Source organism: Roseixanthobacter psychrophilus, assembly GCF_043195195.1.
Classification (GTDB): Bacteria; Pseudomonadota; Alphaproteobacteria; order Rhizobiales; family Xanthobacteraceae; genus NCEH01.
In genome coordinates, this window is the sequence record NZ_JBAFWT010000072.1 from 1 (window position 1) to 12,252 (window position 12,252).

The 12,252-nt window shown below is 66.0% G+C and carries 7 protein-coding genes and 1 pseudogene; 5 read left to right on the forward strand and 3 right to left on the reverse strand.

All coding sequences use genetic code 11. The annotated features are described in order from the left end of the window. Positions 1-556: 556 nt before the first annotated feature. The 4 genes and pseudogenes from V5F77_RS27265 to V5F77_RS27280 form a co-directional block, all read left to right on the forward strand. Positions 557-1,324, forward strand: a complete 768-nt coding sequence (locus V5F77_RS27265; protein WP_429008218.1) for a helix-turn-helix transcriptional regulator — start codon at positions 557-559, stop codon at positions 1,322-1,324. Between the two features lie 277 nt (positions 1,325-1,601). Next, positions 1,602-2,735 (forward strand): hypothetical protein, encoded by a 1,134-nt coding sequence (locus tag V5F77_RS27270; RefSeq protein ID WP_429008219.1) that lies wholly within the window; start codon positions 1,602-1,604, stop codon positions 2,733-2,735. Further along, entirely contained in the window at positions 2,725-9,435 is a 6,711-nt protein-coding gene (locus V5F77_RS27275) for an autotransporter-associated beta strand repeat-containing protein (protein WP_429008220.1), read from the forward strand. The genes V5F77_RS27270 and V5F77_RS27275 overlap by 11 nt, the downstream gene beginning before the upstream one ends. Before the next feature lie 104 nt (positions 9,436-9,539). Continuing rightward, positions 9,540-9,773, forward strand: a pseudogene (locus tag V5F77_RS27280) (integrase); the annotation flags it as partial. Between the two features lie 98 nt (positions 9,774-9,871). On the opposite strand, the gene V5F77_RS27285 reads toward V5F77_RS27280, so the two are convergent. Genes V5F77_RS27285 through V5F77_RS27295 form a run of 3 tightly spaced genes read right to left on the reverse strand, consistent with a single transcriptional unit; the run spans position 9,872 to position 11,871 of the window. After that, positions 9,872-10,699, reverse strand: coding sequence for an aldo/keto reductase (locus V5F77_RS27285; protein WP_429008221.1), 828 nt, complete (start codon positions 10,697-10,699; stop codon positions 9,872-9,874). Between the two features lie 34 nt (positions 10,700-10,733). After that, the gene (locus V5F77_RS27290) at positions 10,734-11,615 is read right to left on the reverse strand and encodes an NmrA family NAD(P)-binding protein (RefSeq protein WP_429008222.1); all 882 of its coding nucleotides are present in this window, start codon (positions 11,613-11,615) and stop codon (positions 10,734-10,736) included. 34 nt (positions 11,616-11,649) lie between these two features. Continuing rightward, positions 11,650-11,871, reverse strand: coding sequence for a hypothetical protein (locus tag V5F77_RS27295; protein ID WP_429008223.1), 222 nt, complete (start codon positions 11,869-11,871; stop codon positions 11,650-11,652). Positions 11,872-11,990: 119 nt separating this feature from the next. Between V5F77_RS27295 and V5F77_RS27300 the strand changes: the two genes are divergently transcribed. Continuing rightward, positions 11,991-12,252, forward strand: a 262-nt coding sequence (locus tag V5F77_RS27300; protein WP_429008224.1) for a LysR family transcriptional regulator, incomplete at its 3' end; no start/stop codon positions are given.

The window sequence follows — 12,252 nt, forward strand, 5'->3', positions numbered from 1 at the left end:
AAGCTGACCTTTGCGCGCAAGTACGATGTGGATGTGGGCGCGAACTCCATGTTCTGGATGGGCATAGTGGAATTGGATGTAACTTGATCATGGCGCGCAAATGCTGCAGACAAATTCTCAATGGGAAGAGCCGCAGCGGATTATAACTGACAATTCCAGGGTATACGACTGACGGCTCTACAGTTTTTACAGGCCGAACTTCGTCCTCATCTTTGGTGGGGAATTTGACCAACGCGCCGCCGCTACATGTAGGGTGTTGCGCAATCGTGGCAGTGCTTGTGACCGTGTTCTACGAATCACTTGAAAGACGGCGCTGCCCCAAAATGCGCAACTTTACAAACAACATAGCCTTTCGGAATGTGGTTTCTGCTCGACCTCCAACTTCCGCACTTGGCGCAGGTCGGACAGAGAGCACGCCTGGCTAAAATGCTGCCGTGATAGGTAGCAAAAAAAGTCTCTCTACTCCGCCAGATCGAAGAATTATCGACCTGCTTTCAAGCTCGCGCCGCGTATCGCAATTGATCGCCTGGCATGCGTGCGGGTAAGAGAGTAATCCATGCATTGCGAACACATATATCGCCTGTGGGATGAGCTCTCCGATTTCCAGGCTGGCCAGCCCGACCGCGCGGCGGCGCATCTGATGGAGCGGCTTTGCGCGCGCGTCGGGGCGTGGAATGCAACCTGGGCCGGCGCGATACGCTTCGATGCGGGAAAGACCGAGGATCCGCTTCAGGGCTGGCGGGTCGCCGCGGTTCGAGCGCTGCGCGCCGTCGAGCCGCTTCCCGAGGAAGGGCATTTCAAGGAAATCCTCCAGGTCTGGGACCGCCGCGAGATCGACCCTTCCTTTCTGCTGCCGATGCGGGCCGTCGGCACGTTCCGGACCTATTCCTTCCGCCGGGAGCTGCCGCCCGAATGGTTCGACACGGCGTTCTACGCACGCCACTACGGCTCGGTGGGCACCCATGACGCTGTCTTTGTCGCCTTTCCGTTCAACGACGACTGCGAGTCCCATTTCGGCTTCTACTCGGCCAGGACCTTCACAGACGAGGAGATCGCGCTGCTTGCCGGAGCCTTGCGCGGCATCAAGTGGTTTCATCGGTCGCTGCTGTTGAGCTGCGGCCTGCTTATGGCGTCCACACCCTTGACCTCCACCGAGCGCGAGGTGCTGCAATTGCTGCTTACCAAGGCGCCGGAAAAGGAGATCGCCCGCCAGAAGGGCATCGCCGCCTCTACGGTTCATCAGCATGTGACGGCCATCTTCCGCAAATTCGGCGTCCGCAGCCGTGCCGAGCTGATGAGCCTGTGGCTGAACAGCCGTGGATGACCGGCTCGGCCCGGACAACGCCCCCTCTGTTTAGAGGATAGGAGAGGCGAAAGCTTCGCGGCTATTTTGCACAACTGTGATTCCGGCGCAGAGGCAGTGCGTCGGAGGACGTTGGGCTGGGAAAGATCGTCACACAACAGAGCGTTTGGCGGGGCTGTCGGGCGGCGGGAGCCTCTTGATGACGCCATTGTGCGGCCGTGAACCCTATTGGGGCGGGCCGAAGCAAAAGACGACCTTTTGAGCTGCAGATACTTTGCCGGGTTGGGGGCCTTGCAGAATGAGCATGTTCGGATCGAAGCAAGGCGCCGTGCTGCGCCAATTGGCGCTTGCGGGCGTGTCGGCCCTGGCGCTGGCTGCCGCGACGGAGGCAGCCTGGGCCGACAACCTCCTGGTCGGCTCAGGGGGCCAAGGCGGTACGGATAGTCAACACGGGGCGGGCGGCGACGGCGGCATCGGCGGTGGCGGTGGCGGCGATCGCGGCGGTGGCGGCGGCGGCATCGGCGGCGGTGTGGGGGGATCTGGAGATGTCGGTGGCGCTGGCGGGAGCGGCAGCCCCAGCAGCGCAGCTGGCGGGGCGGGGAGCGGCGATGCCCCCGCCGGCGGAGATGGGAATGTCGGCGGCGGTGGCGGCAGCGGCTATTATTATGGTGGCGGCGGCGGCGGCGGCATCGGCGCCAATGGCGGCACCGCCAACGGAGGTGCCGGTAATGGAGGACGTAACGGCGGTGGCGGCGGCGGCGCCTACGACCCCTACGGCGGGAACGCCGGCAACGGGGCCGACGGAACCAATGGTGCGACTACGACAGAGGCCAGCGGCCAGAGGACAATCAGCTCTCCACTGACTTACGACTTCGTTGGGATTGGCGGCGGAGGCGGAGGTGCCAGTCGCGAAAACGGGGGTGGTGCCGGGACAGGCGGCGAACTGACCATCAATGGCGCTCAGCTGACTGTCAGCCGGTCCTTGCTGATCGGTGGGGCGGGTGGTGGCGCCAGCGACACCATTTCTGGTGGTACTGGGGGCGACGGCACCGTTTCTGTTCTCAATGGCGGCCACCTCATGGTGACAGAGACGCTGCTGGTCGGCGGCAGCGGTGGCGGTGGCGGTGGCAATTACTATGGAGGCCGGGCCGGCGGCAGTGGTGGCGCGGGCGGTCTCACGGTGAGCAGCAGCGCTGCTGTTACAATCGGAGCGAATGGTCAGCTCATCCTCGGCGGAGCGAACGGCGGCAATGGCACCGGCGGCGCCGGCGGCACGGGCGGTGCGGGTGTATTAAATTTGAACGGCGCTTTGGATTTCGGGAGCGGCGCGACGTTCACGATCAATCCCAGCGGCACCTTCAATCTGGGGAGTGCTGTTTGCAGGGGGCGCAAGCGCGGGCACGATCACCGGCCTCTCGAGTGTGACGAATAACGGCACCATCAATTTCAACCAGTCGGACGGCAGCTACACGTTCTCGACCGTCATCGCCGGTTCCGGCGGCGTCAACCAGAACGGACCTGGAGTGACCATCCTCTCCGGTGCCAACACCTACACCGGCACCACGACGATCAACGGGGGAACCTTGCGGGCCGGGGCGACCGACGTGATCGCGGCCAGTTCCGCCTTGGTCCTCGGCAACACCAGCGGTGTCATCTTCGATCTGAACAACTTCAACCAATCGATCGGTTCGCTCAGCGGGGGCGGCAGCAGTGGCGGCAACATCACGCTCGGCGGCGCAGCGCTGACCGTGAACCAGACGACGGCGGATATCTATGCGGGCGAGATTTCGGGGAGCGGCTCGCTGACGAAGGCCGGCACCGCAACCCTGGCATTGACCGGAACCAGTACCTATACCGGCAACACAAGCGTCAGCGCCGGCGTCCTCAATATCCGCAACGCGACGGCCCTCGGCACCGTCGCCGCAGGAACATCGGTCACCTCCGGTGCGGCGCTGGAAATCCAGGGCGGCATCGTGGTCGGCGCCGAGGCGCTGACCCTGAACGGCACCGGCATTTCCAGCGGCGGTGCCCTGCGAAACGTCTCCGGGGACAACACCTATGGCGGTGCCATCACGCTCGGTTCGGCAGCGAGGATCAATACCGACGCCGACACTCTGGTTCTCTCCAATCCAAGCGCCATCTCCTCCAGCAATTTGGGCCTGACGGTGGGAGGCGCTGGCAATACCGTTGTCTCGGGCGTCATCGCTCTCGGGTCCGGCGGCTTGAGCAAGGACGGCGCCGGCACCCTCGTCCTTTCCGGCGCGAACACCTACACCGGCGCCACGACGATCAGCGCCGGCACACTCAATATCCGTGACGCGACGGCCCTCGGCACCGCCGCCGGAGGAACATCCGTCACCTCAGGTGCGGCACTGGAAATCCAAGGCGGCATCACCGTCGGCGCCGAGGCGCTGACCCTGAACGGCATGGGTATTGCCGGCACCGGTGCCCTGCGCAACGTCTCCGCGGCCAACACCTATGGCGGTGCCATCACGCTCGGCTCCGACACGCTCATTGCCAGCGCTGCGGGAACGCTGACGCTGTCGAACAGCATCACCGGCGCCTTCGGCCTGACGGTTGGTGGCAGCGGCAACACGACGATCTCCGGCGCCATCGGCAGCGGCACGGGCACGCTGACCAAGACCGGTTCCGGGGTTCTGATCCTGTCGGGTGCCAACACCTATACCGGCGCCACGACGATCAACGGGGGAACCCTGCGGGCCGGGGCGGCCGATGTGATCGCCTCCGGGTCCGCCGTGGTTCTGAGCAATACCAGCGGCGTCGTCTTCGATCTGGACACCTTCAATCAGTCGATCGGTTCGCTCAGCGGTGGCGGCAGCAGTGGCGGTAACATCGCGCTCGGCGGCGCAGCGCTGACCGTGAATCAGACGACGGCAGACATCTATGCGGGCGAGATTTCGGGCAGCGGCTCGCTGACGAAGGCCGGCACCGCAACCCTGACATTGATCGGTGCCAATACCTATACCGGCAGCACAACCGTCAGTGCCGGTGCCCTCCTTATCGTCAATGCGGCGGCCCTCGGCACCGCCGCCGCGGGAACATCGGTCACCGCCGGTGCGGCCCTGGAAATCCTGGGGGGCATCGTGGTCGGCGCCGAGGCGCTGACCCTGAACGGCACCGGCATTTCCAGCGGCGGTGCCCTGCGGAGCATTTCTGGAAACAATATCTATGGCGGCGCCATCACTTTGGGCTCGGCCACAAGGATTAATACGGACGCCGACATTCTGGTTCTGTCCAATGCAAGCGCCATCTCCTCCAGCAATTTGGACCTGACGGTGGGAGGCGCGGGCAATACCGTTGTCGCGGGCGTCATCTCTCTCGGGTCCGGCGACTTAAGCAAAGACGGTGCCGGAACCCTCGTCCTTTCCGGCGCTAACACCTACACCGGCACCACGACGATCGATGGGGGCACGCTACGCGCCGGGGCGGCCGATGTGATTTCCGCCACCTCTGCCCTCACTCTGGCCGACGCCGGCGGCGCCGTCTTCGATCTGAACGGCTTCAGTCAATCCGTGGGCACGCTGAGCGGCGGTGGCAGCAATGGCGGTAACATCACCTCCCTCGGCGCCGAGATACTGACGGTCAACCAGACCACCAGCGCGACGTATTCAGGCGTCTTTTCCGGAACCGGCGGCCTCAGGAAGACCGGGTCCGGCATGCTGACGCTGGCGGGGAGCAACACCTTCTCCGGAACGACGACGATCGCCGAGGGGACGGTGCGGCTCGGCGGTGCCAACGCACTTGAATTTTCAGCCGTGAGCCTTGCGGACGCGGCCGACGCGACCCTTGATGTCAACGGCTTCAGCGCAACCATTGGCGGACTGGCGGGCGGGGGAAGCAGCGGCGGCAATATCGCGCTCGGCACCACCACGCTGACGGTCAATCAGGACTTCAATTCTATTTACAACGGTGTCCTTTCGGGCTCCGGAAATCTCATCAAGTCCGGCAGCGGCAGGCTTGAGCTTACCGGCATCAATACCTATCAGGGCGCGACCACCATCTCCGCGGGAACGCTGGGGTTGGCGGGATCAGGCAGCATCGCCGTCTCGTCGGGGGTCGTGGTGGACGGGACCTTCGATATTTCCGGCACCATGTCCGGGGCGACCGTCAACAATCTGTCGGGCACCTCCACGAGCGGGACAGTGGCGCTCGGAACCAAGACCCTGACGGTGGTTCAGCAGAACAGCTTCCTTGAGTTCGCGGGTGCCCTCTCGGGTAGCGGGACATTGATCAAGCAGGGGGCGGAAGCCTTCACCCTGACGGGCAACAGCAGCGGCTTTCTCGGCACCACCCAGATCGAGACCGGCATCCTCTATGTCAGCAATCGCGGCGGGACGACGGCAGGCCGGCTCGGCGGAGATGTCGCGGTGGCGTCGGGGGCGACGCTGGAGGGAGCGGGCGGCGCCATCGGCGGCACGGTGAGCGTGGCCTCCGGCGGCACCCTCGGCTGGACCACGCAGGGCTCCAACATCGGCGGCCTCAGCATGGGTTCCCTGATGATGGACCCGGGAGCGATCGCCAGCATCAACCTGCTGTCGCCGGTTCCCGCCGCAAGCATCTTCACCGTTACCGGCAATGCCACGGTGAACGGCACCCTTAACCTGGAAAGCGCGCCGGGCTACGGGGCCGGCGTCTACCGGGTCTTCACCTCCGGCGGCACGCTGACCGATAATGGCCTCGTCCTGGGGCAAACGCCCTCCGGCTACAGCTTTCAGATCGACGCCCAGGCCACCGCGCTGGACGTGGTGGCGACCACGCTGGACACCAGCGTGCAATACTGGACCGGGAACGGCACGACGCGCGGCGGCGGCGGCAACTGGACCTCTGGCAATCCCTGGCTGGGGGTGAACGGGGGCTATGCTGTCTGGGCGGGCCAGACCGGCGTGTTCGACGGCCCGGCAGGCATCGTCTATGTGGACGGGACACAGACATTCGGCACGCTGGAGTTCCTAACTGCGAATTACCAGGTGCAGGCGGGGATGGCAGGCGTGCTCGACCTCGGCGCCGGCGGGCGGCTGTGGGCGGAGGGCGAGGACACCACCGCCACCGTTTCCGCGCCGATCACAGGTACGGGGGCGCTCACCAAGATCGGTGCGGGCACCATCGTGCTCTCGGGGGCCAACACCTACCAGGGCGGCACGGTCATCCAGGCGGGGACGTTGGAGATCGCCTCCGACGCCGCTCTCGGCGCCGCCTCCGGCTCCCTGACCTTTGCCGGCGGCGAGTTGGAGACCACGGAGAGCTTCACCAGCGCCCGCAGCGTCGTGCTCGCTTCCACCGGCATGATCAATGTGGGCGACGACACCGCGCTCACCCTTGCCGGCACAATCTCCGGCGCGGGCGGGCTGATCCTCGGCTCGGGAACGCTGGTGCTCTCGGGCAGCAACACCTATCAAGGCGGCACGACGCTCTACGACAGCACGGTGCAGGTCACCTCCGACGCCAATCTCGGCGCCGCCTCCGGCGCGCTGACCTTCAACGGCGGCACGCTCGCCACCGCGGCGAGCTTCACCAGCGTGCGGAACGTCACCCTCAACGCGCCCACCGTCACCTCGACCGGCGACCCCATCCCCGGCAACGGCACCTTCGACACGGCAGGCGGCACCGCCCTCACTTGGTCCGGGCTGATCTCTGGTGCGGGAGCGCTGATCAAGACAGGGGCTGGCACGCTCCTCCTCGGCGGGGTGAATACGTATACGGGCGCCACCACCGTCTCCAGCGGCACGCTGGCGTTGACCGGGGCGGGCAGCATCGCCGCATCGAGCGGCGTCGCGGTGAGCGGTACGTTCGACATTTCCGACACCACCGCCGGGGCCTCCATCCAGGCTTTGTCGGGGACCGGCGCGGTGGCCCTGGGCGGGCAGACGCTGACCCTGACCCAGGCATCCGGGACGTTCGCCGGCGCCATCTCCGGCAGCGGCGGCCTGACCGTGCAAGGGGGCACGCAGACCCTTTCCGGCGTCAGCACCTATAGCGGAGCCACCACCATCGCCACCGGCACGCTTGCGCTCTCCGGGGCGGGCAGCATCGCCGCATCGAGCGGTGTCGTGGCGAACGGGGCGCTCGACATTTCGGGCACCAACGCGGGCGCGTCGATCCAGAGCCTCAGCGGCATGGGGAGCGTGGCGCTAGGTGGGCAGGCCCTCACCTTGACCAACGCCTCCGGCAGCTTCTCCGGCGTCATTTCCGGCAGCGGCGCCCTGGTGCTCGCGGGCGGGAGCCAAACCCTCACCGGGACCAACCTCTATACGGGAGGAACGACGGTTTCGGCGGGCACGCTGGAGCTGGCCAGCTCGGGGGCGGCGGGAGCCGGGGCCATCTCACTTTTCGGCGGGACCATTCTTGGCCTCGCCGATGGCGTGAACATCGCGAACGCCCTGGTGCTGTCAGGCGATGTCACCTTCGGCCTCGCCTCGGGCAACGCGACGACCTCGGGCCCGCTCAGCGGGACCGGCTCCCTGACCTATACCGGCGGCGGGCTCATCAGCCTCGCCGGCGACAGCTCCGCCTTCGCCGGCTCCGTCACCGTGGACGGCACGCTTTCGGTGAACGGCATCCTGGGCGGCAGCGTGAACGTGCGCTCCGGCGGCATGCTGAAGGGCAACGGAACCGTGGGTGCGACCACGGTGGCGGCGGGCGGCACCATCGCGCCGGGTAATTCCATCGGCACGCTTACGGTGAACGGGCCGCTCACCTTCGCCGCCGGCTCCACCTATGCGCTGGAGATTAATTCCGCCGGCCAGTCCGACCTCCTCACGGTCATCGGGACGGCGACGCTGAACGAGGCCATGGTCTCCGTCACCAAGGAGCCGGGTAGCTATCTGCCGGGCACCCGCTACACCATCCTCACCGCCCAGGACGGGGTCTCAGGCACCTTCGGCACGCTGACCCAGGATCTCCCCTTCATCGACCTCGCCCTCAGCTATGAGGCCGCCGACGTCTATCTGAACGTGGTGCGCAACGAGGTTCCGTTCCCCAGCGTGGCGGTGACGACCAATCAGATGGCCACCGCCGCTGCGGTGGAGGCGCTGCGCCAGGGCAATGCGCTCTATAACGGGGTGGTGTCGCAGACGAGCGTCGCAGGAGCCCGGCAGGCGTTCAACGCGCTTGGCGGCGAGGTCTATCCCTCGGCCATGTCGGTGCTGCAGCAGGAGAGCCTGATCCTGCGCCGGGCAGTCCTGGACCGCGCTCGAATGCCCGTGGTGGCCCCTTCAAGCGCGCCGCTGGCTTACGCCATGAAGGGCTCGGCCGGCGCCGACGTGTTCGATGTGCCGGGCACACCCAATGCCTTCTGGGCCCAGGGCTTCGGCGCCTGGGGTCGGATCGACGGCAACGGGAATGCCGCCACCATTTCTGGCGACACGGCGGGCGTCATCGTCGGCTATGACCGCACCTTCTCGGGAAGCATGGGCGACGGGCGGCTCGGCTTCGCGGCGGGCTACTCCTCCTCCATTTACCAGGTAGAGGCCCGCTCCTCGTCTTTCTCCAGCGACAATGCCCATGTGGCGATCTATGGCGGGACGACCTTCGGGTCCTTGGGCGCGCGTTTTGGCGGCGCCTATAGCTGGGCGGACATCAACGCCAGCCGAAGCGTCGTCTTCCCCGGATTCTTCGATGCGCTCACCGCCGACACCTCGGCGCGCACGGGACAGGTGTTCGGCGAGGTGGGCTATGGGCTCTCCTTCGCCCAATTGGATGTCGAGCCGTTCGCGGGCCTCGCTTATGTCAACGTGAACCTCAGCGATTTCACCGAAACCGGCGGTCCTGCGGCGCTGACCTCCGATGGCGGCAGCGAAGGGGTGACCTATTCCACCCTGGGCGCCCGCATGAGCATGCGCCTCCCCCTCGGCCCCATCCCCACCGTCTTCCAGGGCACCCTGGCCTGGCAGCACGCCTTCAACACGACGCCCGAAACGCTGTTTGCCTTCGCTCCGGGCGGCCTGCCTTTTGCGGTTTCCGGTGCGCCCATCGCCAGCGACGCGGCCCTGATCGAAGCCGGGCTCGATATGGCGGTTTCCGCCAATGCCTCGCTCTCCGTCTTCTATGCCGGACAACTCGCCGAGACCGAAACCAACAACATGCTCAAGGGCAGCTTTACTTTGAGGTTCTGAGAAAGCTACCAGTGAGAGTATCCGTGTGTCCGGCCGGAGTGAATTTCCGTTATCGAGGTCGCCCCGACGACTGGCTAGTTACGAGTTGAAGCGCGCCAGCTCGCCACATCAGTACGCGTCAGTACGCGCCACTGGTCGATAAGTGGGTGCGTATGATTAACCTCGAAACGGCCTACGGAACTCATAGTCTTCGACGTACGAAGGCGGTGCTGATCTACAAGAAGACGGGAAATCTGAGCCTGCCAGTTGCTTCTCGGACACGGAAAGCTGGAAAGCACAGTTCGCTCGGCATCCAGGTGGACGATGCGCTTGTGCTGTCTGAACAGCTGGAAATTTGATGGCGACGGGCCAGCATTGCCGGTCGGATAGCCCGTGATGAATGTCCTAATGGGGAGAGCAGCGAATTTCCGCTCTTGGCGCTCTCGGTCCATATTGCCTACGCCGTCGCGTCCCAATCCGGCGCGAACGGCGGGCGCACGAAGCGCTGGTCCTTCGGGAGCGCGGCGATGGCGGCGCGATCCTCTTCGTCGAGCCGGACAGCGAGCGCATCGAGATTGGCCCGCTGGCTTTCGGGACGGGCAGCTTTCGGGATCACCGCAACGCCCGGCTGGTCCAGCAGCCAGGCGATGGCCATTTGCGCGGCGCTGCAGCCATGCTTGGCGCCGAGCGCGGCAAGCGTCGGATCGTTGGCCGCCCGCCCTTGCGCGAGCGGGGCATAGGCGGTCAGCGGAATGCCCTTCTCCCTCAGATAGGCCAGCATCGGCGCCTGCGACAGGAAGGGGTGATATTCCAGCTGCACGCTCGCGATCGGCGCGCCGATCTCTTCCAGGGCGCGGCGAAGCATCGGCAGGTTGAAGTTGCACACGCCGATCGCCCGCGTCAGGCCACGTTCGCGCAGCGACATCAGTGCTTCCAGCGTCGCCGCCATGTCCATGTCCCGCGCGGGCCAGTGGATCATGTAGAGATCCACATGATCGAGGCCGAGCTTGCGCAGGCTGGCGTCGAAGGTCCGATGCAACGCCTCCGGTGCGAGCTGGTCGTGCCAGACCTTGGTGGTGACGAACAGTTCGTCCCGAGCAACGCCGGAAGTCGCGATGGCGGCGCCGACGGCGGCCTCGTTCTCGTACATCGCCGCCGTGTCGATGTGCCGGTAGCCGAGCGCGAGCGCGCTCTCGACCACGGGTTGGGCGTCGGTGCCCGGCATGCGGAATGTGCCGAAACCGAGACGGGGGATCGCGACGCCCTGAGTGGTGATGGTCTCCATGATCTTCTCCTATTGATGCCTGCGGAGCCGGAGCTCACGCATCGGCCTTACCGCTACTGGCCTGCACCAGCCCGGCGATGACTCTTTCAATCGTGATGGACCCCTTCCGCGCCGCCCGGCCCTGATCGGCAAAGTCGATCCAGCCTTCATTGAAGCCGTCGATCATGCGGATTCTGGGCTGCGGGTTGCGGGTGCCCTGGGCGCGGAAGAGGCCCTCCCAAGTCTCGCGCGGCACGATCTCGACCGACACTGGGTGTCCCAGCGCGGCGGCGAAGGCGCTCGCTATGTCATTCGGCGAGACGCGGGCGGGGCCTTCCAGCTCGACGACACGCGTTCCGCTCCAGTCCTCGCGCAGCAGGCGGGCGGCGGTGCGGCCGACATCCTGCGTCGCGATCATGGGGAACGGCTTGTCGGCGGGCTGCAGGAAGCTGCGCAGCACGCCCTCATCGCGCGCGGCGGGGACGTCCCATTGCACATTCTCCATGAACCAGCCGGGCCGCAGGAAGGTGACCGGCAGGCCGAGTGCGCCCACCGCCTCCTCCAGCAGCGTGCGCTGGGTCAGCAGGTTTTCATGGGGCGCGTCGGCGCCGATGGTGGACAGGCACACGACCTTGGCCGGGCGGGCCTCGCCGAGCGCCTCCGTCACGGCGTCGATGACGCGGCGGGCTTCGGGAAATCCGGGCTCCGGGTCGAATTCCGACGGCGGCAGGATGAAGACGCCCTCGGCGTCCCTGAAGGCGGCGGCAAGGCTTGCCGCATCGTCCATGTCGGCGATGGCGACGTCGCAGCCTCTGGCGCGCCACTCGGCCGCCTTAGCCTCATCGCGCAGCACGGCCCGAACGGACAGATGATCGGCGAGCAGGCTGCGCGCCAGCGCGCCGCCGACCTTGCCGGTGATTCCGGTGATGGCATACATGGTGGTTCTCCGGTGGAGTTGAGGATTGCGCGGCTCAGGTCAGGCCGGCATAGAGTTCGCGCTCGAAGGCGCCGTACAGGGCGACCACCCGCTCGTCGTAGAAGGGCAGGATCTGGGTGAAGAGCGCGCCGGTGACGTGCTTCACCGGGTCGATCCAGAAATAGCAGTTGAGCAGGCCGGCCCAGGAGACGCTGCCATGATTTTCATGGCCAACTCTTTTCCGAATCGAGGGAATTTCGATGTGGGGCGGCACCATTCCGCCGCCCCGTTCCGTGATCGAGATGTACGCCGCACCCTGAGATGATTCACGCGCATTACTATCAGTGTTATGTTGATTAAAAATCACTGCAATGCATGAGGCGGAGCGCGCGGGGCATGGTGTTCGACACGCGGCTGCTGACCGGAGTGGGCGTCATGGCCGCGGTCACCGAGGCGGGCAATTTCGCCCGCGCCGCCGAAATGCTGGGCCTGACGCCTTCCGGGGTGAGCCGGGCCGTCGCGCGGCTGGAGGCCCGGGTCGGCGTGCGGCTGTTCGACCGCAACCCGCGCGAGGTCAGCCTGACGGAAGAGGGACGACGCTTCCATGCGCAGGTGATGCCGTTGCTCGCCGGCCTCGACGAGGCCGCGTCCGAGGCCG

Bases quoted from the DNA above. Each gene is read 5' to 3' on its own strand.
- V5F77_RS27265 (WP_429008218.1), top strand. From the start codon at position 557: ATGCATTGCGAACACATATATCGCCTGTGGGATGAGCTCTCCGATTTC.
- V5F77_RS27270 (WP_429008219.1), top strand. From the start codon at position 1,602: ATGAGCATGTTCGGATCGAAGCAAGGCGCCGTGCTGCGCCAATTGGCG.
- V5F77_RS27285 (WP_429008221.1), bottom strand. From the start codon at position 10,699: ATGGAGACCATCACCACTCAGGGCGTCGCGATCCCCCGTCTCGGTTTC.
- V5F77_RS27290 (WP_429008222.1), bottom strand. From the start codon at position 11,615: ATGTATGCCATCACCGGAATCACCGGCAAGGTCGGCGGCGCGCTGGCG.
- V5F77_RS27295 (WP_429008223.1), bottom strand. From the start codon at position 11,871: ATGGTGCCGCCCCACATCGAAATTCCCTCGATTCGGAAAAGAGTTGGC.